Source organism: Pseudomonas frederiksbergensis (assembly GCF_003732705.1).
GTDB classification, from domain to species: Bacteria; Pseudomonadota; Gammaproteobacteria; order Pseudomonadales; family Pseudomonadaceae; genus Aquipseudomonas; species Aquipseudomonas frederiksbergensis_F.
In genome coordinates, this window is sequence record NZ_MOBR01000040.1 from 1 (window position 1) to 19773 (window position 19773).

The 19773-nt window shown below is 53.9% G+C and carries 20 protein-coding genes and 3 pseudogenes; 11 read left to right on the forward strand and 12 right to left on the reverse strand.

Features of this window, described 5'->3' with window-relative positions; translation table 11 throughout:
* Positions 1 to 106 precede the first annotated feature (106 nt).
* The gene (locus tag BK667_RS25130; RefSeq protein WP_123599224.1) at positions 107 to 343 is read right to left on the reverse strand and encodes a hypothetical protein; all 237 of its coding nucleotides are present in this window, start codon (positions 341 to 343) and stop codon (positions 107 to 109) included.
* Positions 344 to 575: 232 nt separating this feature from the next.
* Here BK667_RS25130 and BK667_RS25135 point away from each other — a divergent pair, with 232 nt between their 5' ends.
* The gene (locus BK667_RS25135; RefSeq protein WP_123599225.1) at positions 576 to 833 is read left to right on the forward strand and encodes a hypothetical protein; all 258 of its coding nucleotides are present in this window, start codon (positions 576 to 578) and stop codon (positions 831 to 833) included.
* A gap of 37 nt (positions 834 to 870) precedes the next feature.
* Positions 871 to 1401 carry a cupin gene (locus tag BK667_RS25140; protein ID WP_123599226.1) on the forward strand — a complete coding sequence of 177 codons (531 nt, stop codon included), beginning with the start codon at positions 871 to 873 and terminating at the stop codon, positions 1399 to 1401.
* Between the two features lie 10 nt (positions 1402 to 1411).
* On the opposite strand, the gene cydB is transcribed toward BK667_RS25140, so the two are convergent.
* The gene (gene cydB / locus BK667_RS25145; RefSeq protein ID WP_123599227.1) at positions 1412 to 2413 is read right to left on the reverse strand and encodes a cytochrome d ubiquinol oxidase subunit II; all 1002 of its coding nucleotides are present in this window, start codon (positions 2411 to 2413) and stop codon (positions 1412 to 1414) included.
* Positions 2410 to 3801 (reverse strand): cytochrome ubiquinol oxidase subunit I, encoded by a 1392-nt coding sequence (locus tag BK667_RS25150; protein WP_123599228.1) that lies wholly within the window; start codon positions 3799 to 3801, stop codon positions 2410 to 2412. The genes cydB and BK667_RS25150 overlap by 4 nt, the downstream gene beginning before the upstream one ends.
* Before the next feature lie 438 nt (positions 3802 to 4239).
* On the opposite strand from BK667_RS25150, the gene BK667_RS25155 reads away from it, so the two are divergent.
* The 3 genes from BK667_RS25155 (at position 4240) to BK667_RS25165 (ending at position 7099) form a co-directional block, all read left to right on the forward strand.
* Positions 4240 to 4716, forward strand: a complete 477-nt coding sequence (locus BK667_RS25155; RefSeq protein ID WP_123599229.1) for a PA2171 family ribosome-binding persister protein — start codon at positions 4240 to 4242, stop codon at positions 4714 to 4716.
* Between the two features lie 270 nt (positions 4717 to 4986).
* Positions 4987 to 6189: a zinc-dependent alcohol dehydrogenase gene (locus BK667_RS25160; RefSeq protein ID WP_123599230.1), complete on the forward strand. Its 1203-nt coding sequence runs from the start codon at positions 4987 to 4989 to the stop codon at positions 6187 to 6189.
* Positions 6190 to 6214: 25 nt separating this feature from the next.
* On the forward strand, positions 6215 to 7099 hold the full coding sequence (locus BK667_RS25165; RefSeq protein WP_123599231.1) for an alpha/beta fold hydrolase: 885 nt from the start codon (positions 6215 to 6217) through the stop codon (positions 7097 to 7099).
* A gap of 58 nt (positions 7100 to 7157) precedes the next feature.
* Here the strand turns inward: BK667_RS25165 and BK667_RS25170 are convergent, their stop codons facing one another.
* The 3 genes from BK667_RS25170 to BK667_RS25180 are packed head-to-tail and all read right to left on the reverse strand — an operon-like array spanning position 7158 to position 8641.
* Positions 7158 to 7604 (reverse strand): DUF421 domain-containing protein, encoded by a 447-nt coding sequence (locus BK667_RS25170; protein WP_123599232.1) that lies wholly within the window; start codon positions 7602 to 7604, stop codon positions 7158 to 7160.
* An 8-nt stretch (positions 7605 to 7612) separates the two neighbouring features.
* Positions 7613 to 8131 carry a hypothetical protein gene (locus BK667_RS25175; RefSeq protein WP_123599233.1) on the reverse strand — a complete coding sequence of 173 codons (519 nt, stop codon included), beginning with the start codon at positions 8129 to 8131 and terminating at the stop codon, positions 7613 to 7615.
* A 9-nt stretch (positions 8132 to 8140) separates the two neighbouring features.
* Complete coding sequence (locus BK667_RS25180) at positions 8141 to 8641, reverse strand: CinA family protein (protein WP_123599234.1); 501 nt, start codon at positions 8639 to 8641, stop codon at positions 8141 to 8143.
* 240 nt (positions 8642 to 8881) lie between these two features.
* On the opposite strand from BK667_RS25180, the gene BK667_RS25185 reads away from it, so the two are divergent.
* The 3 genes from BK667_RS25185 to BK667_RS25195 all read left to right on the forward strand — a co-directional run bounded on the left by BK667_RS25185 (position 8882) and on the right by BK667_RS25195 (position 12214).
* Positions 8882 to 11185 (forward strand): FdhF/YdeP family oxidoreductase, encoded by a 2304-nt coding sequence (locus BK667_RS25185; RefSeq protein ID WP_123599235.1) that lies wholly within the window; start codon positions 8882 to 8884, stop codon positions 11183 to 11185.
* 196 nt (positions 11186 to 11381) lie between these two features.
* On the forward strand, positions 11382 to 11633 hold the full coding sequence (locus BK667_RS33700; RefSeq protein ID WP_123599236.1) for a DUF6555 family protein: 252 nt from the start codon (positions 11382 to 11384) through the stop codon (positions 11631 to 11633).
* 131 nt (positions 11634 to 11764) lie between these two features.
* Positions 11765 to 12214: a low affinity iron permease family protein gene (locus tag BK667_RS25195; RefSeq protein ID WP_123599473.1), complete on the forward strand. Its 450-nt coding sequence runs from the start codon at positions 11765 to 11767 to the stop codon at positions 12212 to 12214.
* A gap of 61 nt (positions 12215 to 12275) precedes the next feature.
* Here BK667_RS25195 and BK667_RS34085 read toward each other — a convergent pair.
* A pseudogene (locus tag BK667_RS34085) lies at positions 12276 to 12498 on the reverse strand (DUF2188 domain-containing protein).
* A 187-nt stretch (positions 12499 to 12685) separates the two neighbouring features.
* Between BK667_RS34085 and BK667_RS25205 the strand changes: the two are divergent.
* The gene (locus tag BK667_RS25205; protein WP_123599237.1) at positions 12686 to 14026 is read left to right on the forward strand and encodes an SDR family oxidoreductase; all 1341 of its coding nucleotides are present in this window, start codon (positions 12686 to 12688) and stop codon (positions 14024 to 14026) included.
* Between the two features lie 71 nt (positions 14027 to 14097).
* Here BK667_RS25205 and BK667_RS25210 read toward each other — a convergent pair.
* Both BK667_RS25210 and BK667_RS25215 read right to left on the reverse strand, forming a co-directional pair.
* Positions 14098 to 15830 (reverse strand): annotated as a pseudogene (locus BK667_RS25210) (thiamine pyrophosphate-requiring protein).
* 115 nt (positions 15831 to 15945) lie between these two features.
* Positions 15946 to 16203 carry a hypothetical protein gene (locus BK667_RS25215; RefSeq protein ID WP_123599238.1) on the reverse strand — a complete coding sequence of 86 codons (258 nt, stop codon included), beginning with the start codon at positions 16201 to 16203 and terminating at the stop codon, positions 15946 to 15948.
* 323 nt (positions 16204 to 16526) lie between these two features.
* Here BK667_RS25215 and BK667_RS25220 point away from each other — a divergent pair, with 323 nt between their 5' ends.
* Together BK667_RS25220 and BK667_RS25225 are read left to right on the forward strand one after the other, a co-directional pair.
* Complete coding sequence (locus tag BK667_RS25220; RefSeq protein ID WP_123599239.1) at positions 16527 to 16805, forward strand: DUF1652 domain-containing protein; 279 nt, start codon at positions 16527 to 16529, stop codon at positions 16803 to 16805.
* A 105-nt stretch (positions 16806 to 16910) separates the two neighbouring features.
* Positions 16911 to 17351 carry a hypothetical protein gene (locus tag BK667_RS25225; protein ID WP_123599240.1) on the forward strand — a complete coding sequence of 147 codons (441 nt, stop codon included), beginning with the start codon at positions 16911 to 16913 and terminating at the stop codon, positions 17349 to 17351.
* A gap of 148 nt (positions 17352 to 17499) precedes the next feature.
* Here the strand turns inward: BK667_RS25225 and BK667_RS25230 are convergent, their stop codons facing one another.
* From BK667_RS25230 to BK667_RS33710, 3 genes and pseudogenes are all read right to left on the reverse strand, one after another.
* Entirely contained in the window at positions 17500 to 18276 is a 777-nt protein-coding gene (locus BK667_RS25230) for an SDR family NAD(P)-dependent oxidoreductase (protein WP_123599474.1), read from the reverse strand.
* A gap of 147 nt (positions 18277 to 18423) precedes the next feature.
* Positions 18424 to 18789 (reverse strand): histone-like nucleoid-structuring protein, MvaT/MvaU family, encoded by a 366-nt coding sequence (locus tag BK667_RS25235; protein ID WP_123599241.1) that lies wholly within the window; start codon positions 18787 to 18789, stop codon positions 18424 to 18426.
* 374 nt (positions 18790 to 19163) lie between these two features.
* A pseudogene (locus BK667_RS33710) lies at positions 19164 to 19282 on the reverse strand (hypothetical protein); the annotation flags it as partial.
* Between the last annotated feature and the right edge of the window lie 491 nt (positions 19283 to 19773).

Below are 19773 nucleotides of genomic sequence, written 5' to 3' on the forward strand. Positions count from 1 at the left end.
GTCAATGGCTCAAGACGATCAGGTTATGAGCGTTTTTACACACTCTGGGCCAAAAGCAGCCATTCAAATATGTGGAGACGAGCATTAGTGGTCGCCACACCAGGCCTCAACTTGGTTGGTCGACGACCGTTATGTGTGTCAGCCCTACCAGCTTAGCCTGCTCTAAAATCTCCTCCGGCGTCGCGTCAGCAGTGGGCATGATCAAGCTGTTCTCACCGTCCCCAAAATGCAACTGTAGCAAGTGCATCGCGGCCTCATGAGCGGGCAACTGAGAATGCTTGAGTTCAAATTGATGTGTGTGGGGCTCGCCGCCGTACAGATATTCAATTTTAAAGATGCGCATGGTTTGATTCTCCTATTGGGTGCCACCAACAAACCTGACCAACAGGTCAGATTTTAGTTCAGCTGCAGATCCAAAGTTGGTTATTGAGGAGCTTCATACTCCTTGAGACAGGGCCTGCCCTCGCCAGAAGCCGTCTGCCCTTGGCGTTGAACTCTTCTGTCATGCCTACCCTCTAGCACATAGATGTGTATAGAAATTAAGCTTTAATCCCAGGCGTTAAAGGACATACCCCATGACCGACCGCGCACATTTGAATTACTTAAACGACACCCTTTTCGGCCCTATCGCCAAAGCTATTGATTGCGACGTAGTCATCACGCCCATCACGCCAGGTGCCTTTCAGGTGCAGGTGCTATCCCCAGTACCTGATGATCTACAAAAAGCTCACTCCTTGACCATGATTCTCCCTTCGGGAGAACGCCTGAACGGTACGGTGACCCACGCCCGCAGACTGGAAAATGCTGATTTGGAGTTGCAGATCGATATATGAAATTCCATTGCCACATCAGGGTTTCGGAGATCCTTGAATGAACAAACCGCGAGCTGAGACAGCTACCGTTCAAACCCTGATGTTTGAACGCAACCAATGGGTTCCCAACAACCCGCGCCTGCCGGCACTCATTTACACCTGCGCGATTGCAATTCAGGGCGATGACCCGGCTGCGCTGTTCGAGCAAACCTTCATCGCCAATGGCTGGCCACCCCAATGGCGATATGGGATTTACAGCTACCACCACTACCATACCGAAGGTCATGAAGTGCTTGGCATCGCCAGCGGTCGAGCTCGGCTGATGCTGGGGGGCCCGGATGGTCATGTACTTGAAGTCAGTGCAGGCGACGTGTTGCTACTGCCTGCAGGCACCGGCCATTGCAATTTAGATTCAAGTGAAGATTTTCTGGTCGTCGGTGCCTATCCGCCGGGGCAGCGTGCAGATATCTGCCGCGAGGCCCCCACCTATGCTCAACTGGCGAGCATCGACACGCTGTTGTTTCCCGACCAGGATCCGGTGCAAGGCTCGCAAGGCGCCGTACACCGGTATTGGGCTGGCCAAGGTTGAGATATTGCAGTCAATCACGAATGGCGCGATCCTTTCCGCTGAACACTCTGAAGCCGTAGGTGTTGTAGATGAGCGTTACCGGGATAAGCACGGCGAACCCGACCAGCATAAAAATCTGACTGGTGGGACTTGAGGCTGCTTCTTGCAAGGTCAGGTTAGGCGGGACAATCAATGGAAAGAGCGCTGCGACCATCAATGCGAATGCCAAGATGAAAATTCCCAGTGCAGCGAATAGCGGCAGATATTGCCGGCGGCTTCGAAAGCTCAAGGCGAAACTGAACAGCAATGCAGTAAGCAGCATTGCCGCCGGCAACCAGATAAGTCGATTGGAAAGCCGTTGCGCATATTGAGCATCCAGCGTCGCTGTCCAGGCCACCAGCACGGCCAAAAGCATTATGGTCACGATGGCCAACGCCCTTGCCTGTCGACCTGACCTACATTGCAGATCGTCGACAGTACGCCAATACAGCCAGCAGGCGCCCAACCACATATAACCCACTACGAGCACAGCGCCGCAATACAGCGGAAATAGGCCCCACCACTCCCAGCCGTTCCCGCTGTACTGCCCATCCTGATTCGGCACCCCTTGTACAAGCGCTCCCAACACAATCCCCTGAGTTGCCCCGGCCAGCAGTGAACCTATCAGCAGCAAGCCATCGACCATGCGCTTCATACGATAGCTTTTCGAGTAATCGCGAAATTCCAGCGCGACCGCGCGAAGAATTAATGCCAGGAACATCGCGATAAACGGCAAATAAAGCGCCGGCAGCAGGACAGCGTAAGCCAGCGGAAACAACGCCAGCAACCCGCCGCCGCCGAGCACAAGCCACGTTTCATTAGCGTCCCAAATCGGAAGGATCGTAACAGCCATGGTACGGCGGTGCCGTGGACTTCGGGTCAAGCCCAGAAGTACGCCGACACCCAGGTCAGTACCGTCCAGCAGAACGTAGTTCAATACAGAAAACCCCAGCGCCGCAGCGGACAGTAGTGTTATCCAGTCGGTGTTCATCATGAATGTTCGCCCTCAGGATTGCCCGTCTCCTCGGCCAAAGTGGATTGTGGCCCTGACTCATTTTCGTGAGGTGACTCCCGCAAAAGACGCAGCAGCACCCAGAGCCCCACGCCGAAGATCACCAGATAAAACGACAGGATTGTCCACGTTGCCCCTACCACCTGCTGACGAGACACCGAAGACAAACTGTTAGCGGTGCGCATCAACCCATAGATAGTGAAAGGCTGACGGCCAACCTCTGTCACAACCCACCCACTCAGCATCGCCAGAAATCCAGCAGGCGCCATCAGCACACTCCCTCGGAACATCCAACGCGCTGAGTACAAGCGATGCCGCCAGCGTAATACCAGACTGGTTAACCCCTGCCCCATCATCAACAGCCCCAATCCGACCATGACACGGAAAGCAAAGAACACGGGTGGCACAGGTGGTATGTCCTCAGGCGGGAATTCATCAAGCGCTTTAATAGTGCCGCTCAGGTCATGCCGCAAGTACAACGACGCTACGCGCGGAATCGCTACTTCCCAATGGTTGCGTCGCTCAGCCATATCTGGAATGGCGAATAAACGTAATGGTTCCCCCTCTCCTTCCGCCGGTCGTGTCCAGGAACCTTCGATGGCGGCAACCTTTTGCGGCTGAACTTTAAGGCTGTGCTCACCATGCAGATCGCCCACCAGTAGTTGCATAGGCGTCAGCAACGCAACCACCCACAACGCCATGGAGTAGGCAAGCCGGGCTCGCGGGTTCTGTGGCATACGCAACAACTGCCAAGCGCTAATACCGGCCACCAGCGAGGCGCTGCCTATAATCGCGGCCAATGTCATATGCACAAGCCGGTAAGGGAACGAAGGATTGAAGATAATCGCCCACCAGTTTTCGGCAATAAAACGCCCACCAGCTCCAATTGAATAGCCGGCGGGTGTTTGCATCCAGGAGTTGGCTGACAGGATCCAAAAGGCGCTGATCAAAGATCCAAGTGCGACGGCGCAGGTGGCGAAGAAATGCAGCCTAGGGCCCACCTTCTTCAACCCGAACAACATGATGCCGAGAAAACCCGCTTCCAGGAAAAATGCCGCCAATACCTCGTAGAACATCAACGGGCCAAGAATGTCTCCCGCCTGGGTCGAGAGGCGTGACCAATTCAATCCGAATTGGTACTCCAAAATCAGACCCGACGCTGTGCCTACCGCAACGTTGAGCGCAAACACCTTTAGCCAGTAAAGGTAAACATCCAAGTAGATCCTTCGCCTGCGCCACAGCCACAGTGCCTCCAGCACCATGAGAAAGTTGGCCAAGCCAATGGTGAAAGCCGCCAGCACGATGTGAAAGCTTATGGCAATCGCGAACTGGGCACGCGCTGCCGCCAGAGCTGAGTCAATCGCGTCCATACCACGCACCCACCGTTTGCAAAGACGTAAGCGAGTCGACCAAAGAACAACGACTGGGGAGGCAGCTAGACAGGTTCCCGGAGATAAGCATCACAGACGTCCAATGCAGTATTGGTCGGTTGACTCTCGCCATCCGCAATGATTCATAACGTCAAGAGAAAGCCAATGCCGCATATCATGCAACAGCTTTGAGGGTTTCTAAGGAGGCTGTTTATCTTGGAATAGCCACAACGCCGCATCCCGTAAACTGCAACCTTGCAAAAATATGAACCATGCAAAATACCCGGGAAAACAGATCAGAAAACATCTCAACCCATTGAATTAGCTGGCATTCAGCTAGTGATTGCTGTTGGCACATCCTATGCAAATTTTAGGTCTCGCGTAGCGTTGGCACATTGATCGACGCGCGTCTAACCGTGATCACTGAAGGAATCCGACATGAACGCCATTGACCTTTTGAAAGCAGACCACCAGCGCGTTAAAGCCATCCTCACCCAGCTCAGTGAATCAACTGAGCGAGGCATCAAAAAACGCACAGAACTGCTGAACAAGCTGGAGATGGAAATCACTATCCATACCAAGCTAGAGGAGGAAATCCTCTACCCGGCATTCAAAGAAGCCGGGGGTAAAGAACAAGAAGTGATGTATTACGAAGCCAAGGAAGAACACCGAACAGTAGACTCCTTGGTGCTCCCAGATCTGAAAGAGACCGATCCCGGCACACCAGAATTTTCTGGCCGTGTGAAAGTGGTCAAGGAACTCCTGGAGCATCACATCGAGGAAGAAGAAACAGAGATGTTTCCTCAAGCGAACAAGCTCCTTGGTAAGGCCAAGCTGAATGAACTCGGGCAACAAATGGAAGAAATGAAAGCGGCTTACAAAAAATCGCTTTCGAGCTCAAGTCTGGCGGCATAAATGAACTGAATCGGCCTGGCTTAATGCCGGGCCTTTTTGTGTCCAAAAAAAGCCCGCATTTTCTGCGGGCTAATGAGGTCACTCACGCGAGCAATCCTGCTCGTACATGTTTGATGTTTGTCCATCGCAGAACGTTTAATCGAGTAGAGATCAGGCAGACCAACGGCACGGCGCAGACCGCTAGTCATCTCCCCTTCTATTTCTCTGAACTAACCTTCCCCAGCACTCCTCTCCCATTTACCACAAAGTTATTGATAGGGGCAGGAAGTCATGAGAGCACTCACCTACCACGGCGCGCACAGCGTAAAAGTCGATACTGTTCCTGATCCAGTTATCGAGGATAGCGACGACATCATTCTTCGAGTAACAGCCACCGCGATTTGCGGATCCGACCTTCATCTTTACCGAGGGAAGATCCCAACCGTCGAACATGGCGATATCTTCGGCCACGAATTTATGGGCATCGTTGAGGAAACAGGCTCAACTGTCACTGCTGTGCAGGCGGGTGACCGGGTGGTGATCCCTTTCGTGATCGCCTGCGGCAGCTGCTTTTTCTGTCAAATGGATTTGTTCGCCGCGTGTGAAACCACCAATACGGGGCGTGGGGCCATTCTGAACAAAAAGGCCATCCCACCGGGCGCCGCCCTTTTTGGCTTCAGCCACATGTATGGCGGCATACCTGGAGGGCAAGCCGAATACGTGCGAGTTCCCAAAGCCAACACCGGGCCTTTCAAGGTGCCCGGCACGTTGTCCGATGAGAAGGTGCTCTTCCTCTCGGATATTCTGCCTACCGCCTTTCAAGCCGTGACTAACACAGGGATTGGTACCGGATCGACTATCGCCATCTATGGCGCAGGGCCTGTCGGTTTGTTAAGTGCTGCTTGTGCCAGGATGCTCGGTGCCGAACAGATTTTCATGGTCGACCACCACCCCTATCGTTTGTCTTACGCGCAAGAGACCTACGGTGTCATTCCGATTAATTTCGATGAAGACGATGACCCTGCCGACACCATCATTCGCCAGACTAAAGGCATGCGCGGCGTTGACGGCGTAGTCGACGCCGTTGGCTTCGAGGCCAAAGGCAGCACCACCGAAACCGTGCTTGCCACGCTTAAGCTCGAAGGCAGCAGCGGCAAAGCGTTACGCCAATGTATTGCGGCAGTCCGACGCGGCGGTGTGGTGAGCGTGCCCGGTGTTTATTCAGGTTTTATCCATGGCTTCCTCTTCGGCGACGCGTTCGACAAGGGCCTGACCTTCAAGATGGGACAGACCCACGTTCAGCGTTATCTCCCTGAGCTTCTCGAACACATAGAGACTGGGCGCCTAGCCCCTGAGGTCATCATTAGTCACCGGATGTCGTTAGAGCAGGCAGCCGAGGGCTACAAGATCTTTGACAAGAAGGAAGAGGACTGCAGAAAGGTGATCCTGACGCCTGGCAACGTTCACACGGCTTCAGCTGAACGCATCGAATAGTTCGGTCGACCAAACAGGGACACTCATGTTCGAGACTTTCAGGCTAGATATGATTGAGCTGCCAGAAGCGACGTTACGTGCTCGCTATGGTGGCTCAGGCCCACCTTTACTGTTGCTTCATGGTCACCCTCGTACCCATACGACATGGCACAAGGTTGCGCCTTTGCTTGCGCGGAATTTCACCGTGGTCTGCCCGGATTTAAGAGGCTTCGGTCAGTCCAGCAAACCTGTCGATCCTCATGACTATGAAGCTTCCTCAAAGAGGGCAAAAGCTCTCGATTGCGTCGCCTTGATGGAGCGCCTTGGCTTCAATCAATTTTACCTGGCGGGCCATGACAGGGGGAGCTACACAGCCTTTCGCACCGCAATGGATCATCCTTCACGGGTTATAAAGCTTGCGGTACTCGACGGGGTGCCAATTCTGGAAGCGCTGGAACGGTGTAACGCACAATTTGCAGAACGTTGGTGGCACTGGTTTTTCTTTGCCCAGCGCGACATACCGGAGCGCGCGATACTTGCAGATCCAAAAGTCTGGTACGGCGGATCAAGGGCGTCTCTTGGCGAGGAAAACTATGAAGATTTTCAAGCGGCCATCAATGATCCCGAAACGGTTAAAGGGATGCTCGGTGATTATCGAGCAGCCATTTACTTGGATCACCTACATGATCAAAAAGACAGAGAGGCGCAGCGCAAGCTTCAATGTCCAGTGCATGTCGTTTGGTCAGAACGCGATGATCTGCAGGAGCTCTATGGCGACGTGCTAGCGGTGTGGCAGCCATGGGCGGCGCATACAGTTACTGGCGCAGGGATTGAAAGCGGCCACCACATGGCCGAAGACGCTCCGGACGAATTGGCGAAAGAATTACAGGCGTTCTTCACCAACCATTCCAACGTACAACCTGAAAGTTAATCGTGTAAAGCCCTTGGCCTTCCTGGGCTGGGACTAATGATTTCGGTCTCACAGAAAATCAGGACTCAATCGGTATCACTGAGATTTTACCGTTGCGCTCCAAGATCGCAAACTTGATCTGGTCAATGGTTTCTATGCCTTGGCTTGAGCGGGCTGCCTCCATCACATCCGCTTCTACTAATCGCGCATGGCGTAAGCGCTCACGCAAAAGCCTTCCATTTTCAACGATGATGGTCGGCCCACCATCGATTAATTTTGAGAGCCATTCTGAACGCTGTTTCAGCAATGACAGACCCACATCGATGGCGATTAACGTAACGATCACCAAGACGGAGTTAGTGAGAGAGAAGTCATCTCCCAAAAGGGCTTGCTGCGTGGCCTCGCCAATAATCATCAACAACACAAAATCAAATGTCGTCAGTTCCGCCAATGAACGCCTACCGGCAATTTTGAATAGCACCATTAAGGCCAGGTACATCACGAAAGCACGCAACACCGAATCCATATGTCACCTCAAGGGAGAATGAATTGATCCAAGGTGACGGGCGATGCTCCAGGTGATTTCACCTGAGTGCTAAACATTCCCAGTCCGTCACCACGCAAAGTCAGATAGAGATTTGCACGGCCTTGCGGATCCGCTTGCAGCCACAGCTTCATACCCTTCCCGGCACTACTGGAACGGACGGGCTCTGGCAGCATCATTTCGACACTGAAGCCGTCGAGTAAACTTCCAGACAACTCGACCTCGACCAGGGAATCCGGTACACCGACTACGCTAATCACCATAGGATTGGTGGAGCCGTTACGGTGAAATACCTCGTACTGCACTCTGAGCTTTCCATCGCTTGCGTGCACATCACGGAAACTCAGTGGCCCGCGTGAAAATACTCCACACAACCCCAATACAACCAGCAGCACCAGGACATACCAGCCCCAACGCTCAAATTGCCAGACCTTGACTTGATAGGCCATGTCTTCGCGAACGGGATAATCTCGGCTCTGATAATCGTGTGGGCGGCTTTTGTCATTCATGAGATGTCCCTACCCGCGTTCACCATCCAGTGCACGGCGATGAAATTGCGGCAGCTGTTCTAACGCGAACCGGGCGGCCTGAAGTTGTACTTCGCTACGTGTACCGAAGAAGCGATGTTCACGGCTGAACAAGTTACACCCTCGCTCGGTTTGGAAGGCCCAGGCGAAACAAATGGTGCCTGCGGGAATACCGTCGACATCCTCGGGGCCGAGAATCCCGGTCGTCGCTACGGCAACATTCGCGGTGCTGTCATGCAACGCGCCCAACGCCATTTCCCGCGCAACTTCACAACTGGTCAAATTGAAGGTTTCGATGGTAGAGGCGCTAACTCTCAATAGGCGTTGTTTGGCCTCAGGGGAATAAACCACGTAACCACTTTCTATTAGCTCTCCACTACCTTCGATCTCGGAGAGAAGCGTCACAATTTTTCCCGCCGTGCACGATTCTGCCGTCGTCAGTAAAAGGGCGTGCTCGCGTAGGTAATTAACCGTCTGAACGGGAATAGACATGGGACTGTTCCGCAAACGTGATGATCGGTTGACTGCCTTAACAAGCAATCATTCCAACTGAATTGATCCTTTTTCGTCGGCACTCCATTGAATGAAAAAAGGCCCTGATCACGGCTTGAATAAAGGTTTAACGGTAGCGGCCAGATGAGCAACTCACCGTCCACCCATCCACTCGAACCTTTCACCCCACGCACTCGTCCCAGCTTTATAACTTCACGATCAAGCCTGTCGGAGCCGTCGATGCTCATTCATCCGAAAACCCATTTTCACCCGTATACCCATGCAAGTGGCGGCTGGGGTTCCGCCAAGTCAGTGATGAAAATCTTGTGGCGCGAGCAGGCATTCGCCAAGGCTCCGGGCGCACTGCTGAAACAAAATAAGCCGGATGGTTTTGCATGTGTTAGCTGTGCCTGGGCCAAGCCCGGCCATCCCCATGCGCTAGAGTTTTGCGAGAACGGCGCCAAGGCCACAGCCTGGGAATTGACGTCGATGAAGACCAGTCCGGCCTTCTTCGCCGAGCACACCCTCAGTGAATTGCGCCAATGGCCGGATTATGACCTGGAGCAGCACGGGCGGCTGACCCATCCCCTGCGTTACGACTCGGCCAGCGACCGCTACCTCGAAACGACCTGGGAAGAGGCTTATCGCGAAATCGGCGCGCAATTGCAGGTGCTGGAGCCGGACAGCGTGGTGTTTTACGCCTCGGGGCGTGCGTCCCTGGAAACCTCATTCATGTATCAGTTGTTCGCCCGAGCCTATGGCACCAACAACCTGCCGGACAGTTCGAACATGTGCCACGAAAGTACCTCCGTGGGTCTACAGGAAAGCATCGGCGTGCCGGTCGGGACGGTGACGCTGGAGGATTTCGACCACACCGATTGCCTGTTTTTCTTCGGCCAGAACGTCGGCAGCAATGCGCCGCGAATGCTTCATCAGTTGCAGGACGTGCGCAAACGCAACGTGCCGATCATCACCTTCAACCCTTTGCGCGAGCGAGGGCTGGAGCGGTTCGTTAATCCGCAATCGCCGACCGAAATGCTCACGCCGGACTCGACGATCATCAGCACCCAATACCACCAGGTCGCCATCGGCGGTGATTCGGCCGCCCTGCTCGGTCTCGCCAAAGTTTTGCTGGAAATGGACGATCAAGCGCAACGTGAAGGTCGTGCCGCCATCCTCGACTATGACTTTATTGCGCAGCACACCGAAGGTTTCGAGACCTTCGCCACGATGGTGCGCGGATGTCACTGGCAACACATCGAGCGCCAATCCGGGTTGACCCGTGGCGCACTCGAAGCGGCCGCGTCGGTGTACGCCCGGAGCCAACGGGTGATGATTATTTACGGCATGGGCCTGACCCAGCATCGGCACGGCGTGCAGAATGTGCAGATGCTGGTGAACCTGCTGCTGATGCGCGGTAATTTCGGCAAACCGGGCGCCGGGATCTGCCCGGTTCGTGGCCACTCCAACGTTCAGGGCCAGCGCACCGTGGGAATTACCGAAGACCCGAAAAAAGTCCCGGTCGAGCTGATCGAGCAGCAGTTCGGCTTCAAGGTGCCGTCGCAAATGGGGCTGTGCACCGTGGACGCCTGTGAAGGCATTCTGGTAGGTCGGGTACGCGGATTCATTGGCCTGGGCGGCAATTTCCTGCGAGCCATTCCCGACACTTCGCGCATGGAGCCGGCCTGGCAAACGCTGCAACTGAACGTGCAGATCGCAACCAAGCTCAATCGCACGCACTTGCTCCCCGCACAGAACATGTGGCTGTTGCCATGCCTGGGCCGTATCGAAATCGACCGACAGGACGGCGTCGCGCAAACCTGGGCCACCGAGGACAGCACAGGGTGCGTCCATGGCTGGCGCGGCAGTGCGGAACCGGTCAGCACCCACCTGCGTGCGGAAGCCAGCATTGTTGCCGGTCTGGCCATGGCCACCCTGCCATCCGGCTCCTCCATAGACTGGGAGGGCTGGAGTAAGGACTACTCTCTAATCAGGACAGCCATCGGCACCATCTACCCGGACATCTTCCACGACATGGAGACCCGCATGACCGAACCGGGCGGCTTTCATCGCCCAATCGCCGTATCCCAACGCAAATGGCTAACCGATAGTGGCAAGGCGCAGTTCATCATGCTCTCGACACTCAACGAAGACGATGATGTGAACCCAGGCGCCACACCGCGCGATGTGCTTCAACTGATGACGTTGCGTAGCAATGACCAGTTCAACACCACCATTTATGGCTACGAGGATCGCTTTCGCGGCATCAGCGGCACCCGAAAGGTGATTTTCATGCACTGCAACGATATCGTTCGGCTGGGGTTTGAGATCGGCGATCAGGTGTTGCTGACCACGGCCATCGAGCCAGAGGTCAAGCGCCAAGTCGGGCCATTCGAAATCGTGGCCTATGACATTCCCGAAGGCTGCGCCGCTGCTTACTATCCAGAATGCAATCCGCTCGTGCCACTCTGGCACCATGCGGAACGCAGCAAAGTGCCGGCGGCCAAATCAGTGCCGGTGCGGTTGAGCCTTGTGGGTAGTTAACGAGCGACGTCGAAGGTGTTCATTCAAAAAATCTGCGTCGTGCTTTTTGTGGCTGTAGCTGCATTGCGGCTGGATGTTGGCTATCAAAACTGACTGAGCGCTCGTCGTAATCAAAGGGTTACTTAGACAGAAATTCTCTTTGAATTTTTTTCTAAAGGAGCCACTCCTTTATCTATGAGTAAACGGAGGGGATCTCATGAACAACGACCTTTACATCATTGAGTACAAGCTTCACGGAGAGCCCAAGACCTTTATTATTAGGACGAAAATCAGAAGCAATTCTGACGCATGGCATTGGGCAAGCTGTGATGCCGGAGTGGCCCCCATACCGAAGCCTGGGAGACCACCACTTAAGATTGTCACGAAGCCTCAAGCCGAAAAATACGGGCTCAGCGATGTTAAATGGCGTGAGACAGCAACCTTAGTTTGGACTGAGGTGGCACCGTGATGAATATCAGCAAGCGAACCGAAATCGCTCTGACAGTGCGGTAAAGCATCAGCCGACCAAAGGGTGAATGTAACAAAGAATTTCAAGATTTCGCTGTGGTCTATGAGAAACCACAACACGAGCTCGCAATCATGAAATTCTCTAAATTCTGCCAAGCCCTTTCTAACTGGGCCGGTAGCTCCAAGACCTTTCTAACCGCTGTCGCCTTGATCGTTGTATGGGCGCTAACCGGGCCGTATTTTCACTACAACGATACGTGGCAATTAATCATCAACACCTCGACGACTATCATCACGTTCCTGATGGTTTTTCTGATCCAGAACACGCAGAACCGGGATAACGACATTTTGCACTTGAAGATTGATGAGCTGATTCGGGCTACCAAGGAAGCACAAAACGCCACGTTGTCTTTGGACAAAATGGGCACCAGAGAATTGAGAAAACTACGCGAGCAGTACAGCTCGTTAGGTGAAGAAGGTCACATCAGTTTGGATTCAGCTGAGGAGCAAAATGTAAAACAAGATGAACTATCTCTACACACGTCGCCAGCTGTCACTGGTCAGAATGGGCTAACGAGCTGAGTTCGAAAATGAAGCGTTCTGGCGCAGCAGCCCAAGTCACTGGCGCGTCAGATCGACAAAGCTACCCCTTTGACTTCCGGGGATCTGCCGCTCGAGGAAACGTCCTTTCTTCTTGGGTCGTTCCATCGTCCTGATGAATCTTAAGCGAAGCTGTTTTGCCTTGGAGAATTCGCTAGCTAGTGCGGTGATTTCCACCTAGTCGTCGTTGTCTTCGACGCGCGCTGCGCGCCCTCCTTTACCAATATCCAGAGTTTCTCGGATTTGGTGGTCTGGTAGTTATCCATCGATCCTCCTTGCGCAATCAGGCGCGCTTGCACTGTAGTGATTGGTTGGCCTTTAGCATTGCTACGAGATTGAAAAAGTCACTACCCGGCCCTTGCCGCTTTATCTACGGGCGTTCTGTCATCTCGATGGAACATTGAAAGCAGCCCCATCCTCTATCGCAACACCAGCGAATCTGAGGATGTCACCATGATCCACTCACTCACCGGTATGAAGCCAGGCGAGCGTTACGCCGTCGAAAGCCTCGAACGTACTCGTAATTTTTCAGGCTTCTTTCTCGATGGAAAGTATTACCTGGAGCCCGAGTTAATGACCGCCGTCGGGTGGCTGGAAGGTCAACAATTTCTGTATGACGAGCTTGATCCTGCTGGTAAACCGGTGTTTCCAAACCGGGTTGCTGGCACCATAGAAGACCTGACATTGACGTTGGCCGATGGTGCACGTCTGAAGTTGAACCAGGTGCGCTACAACGCCCCAGTGGATCGCCCTACACGAGAGATCGACACCTCCCAGGATCTTTACCGTCGCAAGGCGTCCGGGCAGCTCTTCGACAAATTGGTGGTCATCACCGGGGCATCAAGCGGCATAGGTCGTGCGGCGGCACATGCGTTCGCCAGTGAAGGCGCCCGTCTGGTGCTCGGTGCTCGAGATGAAATGGCACTTGCCGAAGTCGTCGAAGAATGTGCTGCACGCGGTGCCACAGCCCTACCCGTTCGAACTGATGTGACGAACAGCCAACAAATGCGAGCGCTGGCTGATCAAGCCGCCGCTTTTGGTGACGGTCGCATCGACATCTGGATCAACAATGCAGGTGTCGGTGCGGTGGGCAATTTCGAGGAAACGCCACTTGAGGCTCATGAGCAGGTGTTGCAAACGGATCTGCTCGGTTACCTGCGCGGTGCCTATGTGGCCTGGCCTTACTTCAAGGCGCAAAAACGCGGCATTTTGATCAATACCCTTTCACTCGGGAGTTGGGTTGCGCAACCCTATGCCGCTGCTTACTCGGCCAGCAAATACGGTCTGCGCGGTTTGAGTGAAGCGTTACGCGGGGAACTCAATGAATTTCCCGATATCCATGTCTGCGACATCTATCCAGCCGTCATGGACACACCGGGATTTCGTGACGGGGGTAATTTCACCGGTCATGCCCTTAAGCCACCTCCACCCATTTATGATCCGCATCTCGTCGCCAAAGCTATGGTTGCTTGCGCGTTACGTCCAAGGCCGAGTACCACAGTGGGTGGTGCCGCCACGATGGCGCGGCTAGCACATTTTTTAGTGCCTGGCTTCCCCCTTCTATATGGATGGTTGACGCGCATGGGCCTGGAGAACAGTCCACAGTCGGCATCGTCATCGGGCAACCTTTTCGCGCCGCCAAGCGGTCAACGTCGCGTTGAAGGTGGCTGGCGCGCAGCCAGGCAGAGACCTTCGTTGCTATTGGCAGTCGGCGCAACGCTATTAATTGGCGGAGCTCTGTTTGCGCTCAATCGTCATGGAAGGCGAGAACGTGCACTCTACGAAAGAGAATGATCAAGGTCATGGAACTGCGCGGCCGGCAATGTCAGAGGCGCTGCAGGCGCCTCTGACAGTCGGGGCGCTGCTTACTTTTTGGAACCTCCAGGCAATACAGCCCCAAGAATCTGCTTGGCGGTTTGCACAATGACGCCAGCTTCATCCGGATCACCTTGCAGCAGGGTCGAGGCAAATTTCTTCGCCTGCTCGAGTTTGATATGCGGCGGCAGCGGCGGAACGTTCGGGTCAGTCTTGAATTCGATCAGCACGGGAGTATCTGAAGCCAATGCTTTTTCCCAAGCATCGGCAACGTCTTCCTCGCGATCTACGAAAATGCCCTTCAGTCCGATGGAAATGGCGAACAGGTGATAAGGAACGTCAGGGATGTTCTGCGAGGCTTCGAACTTGGGATCGCCTTCCATGACTCGCTGCTCCCATGTGACCTGATTCAGGTCTTCATTATTGAAGACGGCGCAAATCCATTTTGGGCTTTCCCACTGCCGCCAGTATTTGGCAACGGTGATCAACTCGGCCATGTTGCTCATCTGCATTGCACCGTCACCCACCAAGGCGATTACAGCACGCTGCGGGTAGGCGAATTTTGCTGCAATCGCATAGGGAACAGCGGCGCCCATGGATGCCAGGCCACCGGAGAGCGAACACATCATGCCGCCCCGAATCTTCAAGTCGCGCGCGAACCAGTTGGCGCACGACCCTGAGTCACTGGTGATGATGGCGTGCTCGGGAAGGCGTGGTGAGAGTTCGTAAACCACCCGTTGCGGGTTGATCGGATCAGCCTTGGCCAAGGCGCGTTTTTCCAACGTTTTCTCCCAAGTAGCGTGCCAGCCTTCGATCTTTTTACGCCACTTGCGTGAGGTTTTGTATTCCAGCAATGGCAGCAGCGCCGCCAGCGTTTCGGCCGCATCGCCCACCAGATTCACCTCCATCGGATAGCGTAAGCTCAGCATGTCCGGTTGAAGATCAATTTGAACCCCGCGCGCCTGGCCTTCTTTAGGCAGAAATTCGGAATAAGGGAAGCCTGACCCGATCATCAGCAAGATGTCGCACTCGGTCATCAACTTGTAGCTGGGCTCGGTACCGAGCAAGCCGATGCTGCCGGTGACCCACGGTAAATCGTCAGGCAGTACCGCTTTACCGAGCAAGGCCTTGGCTGCGCCGGCACCGAGCTTCTCGGCAATTGCAATGACTTGATCGGTCGCAGCCAACGCACCAGCGCCCACCAGGATGGCGACCTTCTCGCCGGCATTCAGCACATCAGCCGCCCGTCGTAGATCCACTTCATACGGAACGACCCTCGGCTTGCTATAACCAACCCTGAATGAACGGTACCGTGCTCCCTGCCGGGCGCCTTGTATTCGGCTTCCTGCAAGTCATTGGGTAGGATCAGTGCAGTGACCCGACGCTCGCCTACTGCGGTGCGAACCGCACGGTCGACTAGATGTCGGACTTGCGACGGCGTCGAGGCTTGTTGCACGAACGCACCGGCGACATCCTTTAACATCGACAGCAAATCCATCTCTTGCTGATAGTGTCCGCCAAGCGCTGCACGCGCTTGCTGGCCAACGATGGCCAACACCGGCATATGATCCATTCGCGCATCGTAGAGACCGGTAATCAGATGCGAAGCACCGGGGCCAGAGGTCGCAATGCATACGCCCAGCTCTCCCGTGAACTTGGCGTGAGCGGAGGCCATGAACGCTGCCATTTCTTCGTGTCGGGCCTGAACGAACTCGATCTTTCCTTGGGCACGACTTAGTGCACCAAAAACCCCGTTGATACCGTCACCCGGATAACCAAAAATCCGCGTTACGCCCTATTGGCTGAGTCGTTCAACCAGAAAATCGCTGACTGTTGTTGTCATTAAGATCCTCGTCTTTACCGATGCGTAGAGTTGCTGCTGGAATGGCCGTGGCAGCTCAACCGACTTTGTCGTTTTCCTGTTCAGGCGTTTCAATGCCAAGTTCTTCTTCAGGGGCTTCGTGCGGATAACCAGGTAACCCACGAGCGTCATTCGGCCCTTGGCGACGGCCCGACGGGTTCTTTTTCTTGTCCCAATCGGTGGTGGCATTCGGGTCTTCATTACGGCCAGCCGTACCTATCACGCAGCCGTCGTCATTGGGATTGCCCTGATCCTCGATGGGTTTGTCCGGGGCAGTAGATGGCTCGGTTTTCATAGATGCCTCCAACGCAAGGTCATGAGACTCTTTGGAGGCAGGGTCAACGCCAGAGTGCAGCTCAATTGACGAATGGTGAACGCGACTTTAACTACCGATTTCACGGTCAGATTGACTAGATGAGTCGTCGCGCTCAAACGGCGCAGCCCACGAACCCAAGACCGAAAGGATCTAAAGCATCTGAAGGCACGGGGTATACACTCATTGGCGAGCTCCCTAGCCAATGAATTTAGGTTCAGCCCTATCAAGCGCGTACCTTCGCGGCGCTCCTCATTACTCTTTAGACAAAAGTCATTTGGCTGGCTCCCGTCGAGACAAGCCATATGCTATCAACTCTAGAGATCCGTCACTTGATAGAACAAAGTTTTCTGCCCACTCGTTGCGAATGCACAATCGATTCAGGAACCGCTCTGACGGTACGATTTTTCCACGACACTTCGAATCGAGAAATTCTTGTTGTCACTGGTATCTCTTTAGCTCAACTGTGCAATGGGCTTGCCATCGCAGGTCTTGTTGAAGGACTACGACAGGATCTTGAACTCGTATCTTGTGCTCCTGGCTATACAGTAAGTGATCCAGGTTCTACGTTGCACCGTCGGTGATATGACGTTGACTGCTCTCTAAACTGATGGCAATGCTAAGCTTTAATTTCTTCGAATGAGACGAAGTACCCCCTATCGACATCTCTCAAACATTCGAGAAAGATTATGAAGCGGATCCTGATCGGTTCTCTCACCCTAGCAATCATCGGCACGATGACCTATGGACTGCTCCAATGGAGAGCCATCGACAAGCAGAATCAAGAATTTTCGTGCAGTGAAGCAAAGCAAACCTTAAAAGGAGTGGAGATTCGCGCGCGAGCGTTGGCTGCCGGGATGACCGTAGAGGCCTACGCTAATGCTGAAGAGGAGGAAGTGGCGAAACTGATCAGTGCCCTCGAAGGTGCCACTAGCGCGACGGATATTGATTCGGTCATGGAAAGTCACGCTGCAGCCATAAAAGCGGAGGACGCCGCTGTTGAGGCAGAGGTGGATGCTCGAGGAGATCAAGCATTCCTCGAACAACGATTAAAGAAGCAGCGGATACCCGTCGATGTTAAACAACAGCTCGAACGCGCCGCAAAGGCAGTCAGTCTTACTTGTAGCTAGCGCCCTGTGATATATCGCCCCCTTCTAAAGCTGTCTCCCCAGACTAAGAGCCTACAAAAACAGGCCCTCGAAAGGCCCCTTTTGTACTCAAACCAGAATCACTTGGTCAGCCAGGACTCAACGATCGCAGAAGGGATTAAAAAAAGTCTTAATAAGCTTTGTTCTCAACCAAGCAATTGCCTCCATCCACCACTAGCAACTCACCTGTGATGTAACTCGCTTCAGGAGAAGCCAAGAATACAACGGCAGCGGCCACTTCATCTGGCCGACCCGCTCTTCCGAGAGGTGTAGAGCGTGCTGCTTTGACTTCATCAGGAGTGCTCGACCCTGTAGCTATCCAACCAGGGGCAACTGAATTCACAGTGATACCTAGATGAGCAACCTCAAGAGCAACACTCATGTTCATCCCTACCATTCCGGCCTTTGCTGCACTGTAAGCAGCCTCTCCTGGATTACTGGCTCGTGTGCCTGTGGTTGAGCTGATGTTCACTATGCGGCCATATCCTCTAGCCCGCATCCCAGGCAACACCCCTTGAGTTAACAGGAACGCAGTTGTCAGATTTCTAGCGATGGAAAGATTCCAGGTTTCAAGGCTCGTACTCGTGAACTCGGCGAACGGTTCTGGACTTCCTTGCATCGCCATACCGGCATTATTTACAAGAATATCGATGTGGCCCCAGACGGCCTCAGCCCAAGCGACGAACTCACTAACCTGAGTTTCCTGAGTTAAGTCTACCGGTCGACCCTCCGCTTCGAAGCCGGCGGCGCGTAACTCCGCAACCCGCTCATTGATGCGTGCGCTGCTTGCCGTGACGATCAGTTTGGCCCCTTGAGCCCCAAGACGATGGGCAATAGCCATACCAATTCCAAGCTCACTGCCCGCTCCACTCACAAGCGCCACCTGATCCGCCCAGCTTGAATTCATCATCCTTGCCTCTGTTGAAGGTTTGCGAAGCCCACGAATGGAGGTGTAGCAGATAGCCGGAAACGCCGGTTGAGGATTTGGTCCCTGACTTCGATAAACTGCAAATAAAAAGGGCCTTCGAAGGGCCCTGTTGTACTCAATCCAAGATCACTTGGTAAGCCAAGACTCGACTGTGTCGGATCCGTGCTCAGCTTTCCATTCTTTGATGCCCTTGTGGTTACCGCCTTTGGTTTCGATGACCTCGCCGGTATGCGGATTTTTGTAGACCTTTACCTGACGAGCCTTTCGGCTGCCGGCCTTCTGGGCGGTAGCAGGTGCGCGACGCCCAGCTTGCGGATCAAGTAAATTGACTATGTCCTTCAAGCTGTAGCCGTACTTGGCAAGCAGGGCGCGAAGCTTTGTTTCAAATTCGATTTCGACCTTCAGGCCAGCATCACCTTTGAGCGCTTCGAGCGCCTGAATCTGTTCGGCCAAGTGTTTTTCGAGTTGACGGAATTCTGCGAGCTTAGACATGGGAAATCTCTACGTGATTAGTTTGCTAACGTTACACCAAAAACAGCAATGCGCATGATGTGGTGACTAAAAGTTTGAATAATCGAAAATAGAGAGTGGGACTGTGATAGCACCTCCTCTGATTATTTTTTGGAACGGAACTGCGGCCCAGGATGTCGTTTGTATTAGGCACCTAGTAGGTGTCGAAATCGCGTACAGATATGGAGGTGGAATTATGAATAATATTATCTACATCGTCGGGGCGGTCGTGATCGCCCTCGTTATTCTGTCGTTTGTCGGCATTGTATAGACTTAGCTGCTGAGTACCTCATTGGCTCATTGGCTACGCTAACTGGGAACTTCCTTGGTGGCGCGGTTGCCTATGACTACTTGACCAGGTCGAGTTCGTCGACAAAGACAAAGACGTCGACTACGCGCACCGGATTGGTATCGCTTGGCTCTCGGGAAGTAAGGTGCGTTGGCCTCGATATTCACCTTGGATAAAGCGCTTCATGGGTGATCCCTGCGATGAAATCCTCAGAAATCATAGCAAGGGTTCAAGAAAGCGTTTTTACACACTCTGGGCCGATTGCTGCCACCCACTCCAAGCCGGTTCGTGCGCATAACTCACGCGTGTCTCAGGGGGGCCTCCCTCCCCGCTGCTACGCTTTCGACTCCTTCATTGGGGTCGAAACAATGCCCACTGAATATTCACTAGTTGATGTCCTTGAGCGCCTGTACCAAAACCAACCCGTCTTAAAGGCGGCCGTAATTGAGTGGACCTTGAGGGCTGAATGCCAGGGTACGACAGACACCGGCGACAATGTCCGCGCTGCGCCGCAAACGATCGGGAAGACTGCCGGTCCAACAAGGCTGGGCCAAACTGAAGCCCCGAGTCCACATTAATGTCTATGACGTCCTACTGTGACAGCCTTTTTTTCACTTTGTGCGCATGGAGCAAAGGATGCCCCCGTACGGCACAGCCGTCAGATCCAAACCTCAAAC

Excerpts from the sequence above, each read along its gene's own strand:
- BK667_RS25140 (WP_123599226.1), top strand. The coding sequence starts at position 871 with ATGAACAAACCGCGAGCTGAGACAGCTACCGTTCAAACCCTGATGTTT.
- BK667_RS25180 (WP_123599234.1), bottom strand. The coding sequence starts at position 8,641 with ATGTCTATTCCCGTTCAGACGGTTAATTACCTACGCGAGCACGCCCTT.
- BK667_RS25170 (WP_123599232.1), bottom strand. The coding sequence starts at position 7,604 with ATGGATTCGGTGTTGCGTGCTTTCGTGATGTACCTGGCCTTAATGGTG.
- BK667_RS25155 (WP_123599229.1), top strand. The coding sequence starts at position 4,240 with ATGAACGCCATTGACCTTTTGAAAGCAGACCACCAGCGCGTTAAAGCC.
- BK667_RS25220 (WP_123599239.1), top strand. The coding sequence starts at position 16,527 with ATGCTATCAACTCTAGAGATCCGTCACTTGATAGAACAAAGTTTTCTG.
- BK667_RS25225 (WP_123599240.1), top strand. The coding sequence starts at position 16,911 with ATGAAGCGGATCCTGATCGGTTCTCTCACCCTAGCAATCATCGGCACG.
- BK667_RS25235 (WP_123599241.1), bottom strand. The coding sequence starts at position 18,789 with ATGTCTAAGCTCGCAGAATTCCGTCAACTCGAAAAACACTTGGCCGAA.
- cydB (WP_123599227.1), bottom strand. The coding sequence starts at position 2,413 with ATGATGAACACCGACTGGATAACACTACTGTCCGCTGCGGCGCTGGGG.
- BK667_RS25195 (WP_123599473.1), top strand. The coding sequence starts at position 11,765 with ATGAAATTCTCTAAATTCTGCCAAGCCCTTTCTAACTGGGCCGGTAGC.
- BK667_RS25160 (WP_123599230.1), top strand. The coding sequence starts at position 4,987 with ATGAGAGCACTCACCTACCACGGCGCGCACAGCGTAAAAGTCGATACT.
- BK667_RS33700 (WP_123599236.1), top strand. The coding sequence starts at position 11,382 with ATGAACAACGACCTTTACATCATTGAGTACAAGCTTCACGGAGAGCCC.
- BK667_RS25215 (WP_123599238.1), bottom strand. The coding sequence starts at position 16,203 with ATGAAAACCGAGCCATCTACTGCCCCGGACAAACCCATCGAGGATCAG.
- BK667_RS25130 (WP_123599224.1), bottom strand. The coding sequence starts at position 343 with ATGCGCATCTTTAAAATTGAATATCTGTACGGCGGCGAGCCCCACACA.
- BK667_RS25165 (WP_123599231.1), top strand. The coding sequence starts at position 6,215 with ATGTTCGAGACTTTCAGGCTAGATATGATTGAGCTGCCAGAAGCGACG.
- BK667_RS25185 (WP_123599235.1), top strand. The coding sequence starts at position 8,882 with ATGCTCATTCATCCGAAAACCCATTTTCACCCGTATACCCATGCAAGT.
- BK667_RS25175 (WP_123599233.1), bottom strand. The coding sequence starts at position 8,131 with ATGAATGACAAAAGCCGCCCACACGATTATCAGAGCCGAGATTATCCC.
- BK667_RS25230 (WP_123599474.1), bottom strand. The coding sequence starts at position 18,276 with ATGAATTCAAGCTGGGCGGATCAGGTGGCGCTTGTGAGTGGAGCGGGC.
- BK667_RS25205 (WP_123599237.1), top strand. The coding sequence starts at position 12,686 with ATGATCCACTCACTCACCGGTATGAAGCCAGGCGAGCGTTACGCCGTC.
- BK667_RS25135 (WP_123599225.1), top strand. The coding sequence starts at position 576 with ATGACCGACCGCGCACATTTGAATTACTTAAACGACACCCTTTTCGGC.
- BK667_RS25150 (WP_123599228.1), bottom strand. The coding sequence starts at position 3,801 with ATGGACGCGATTGACTCAGCTCTGGCGGCAGCGCGTGCCCAGTTCGCG.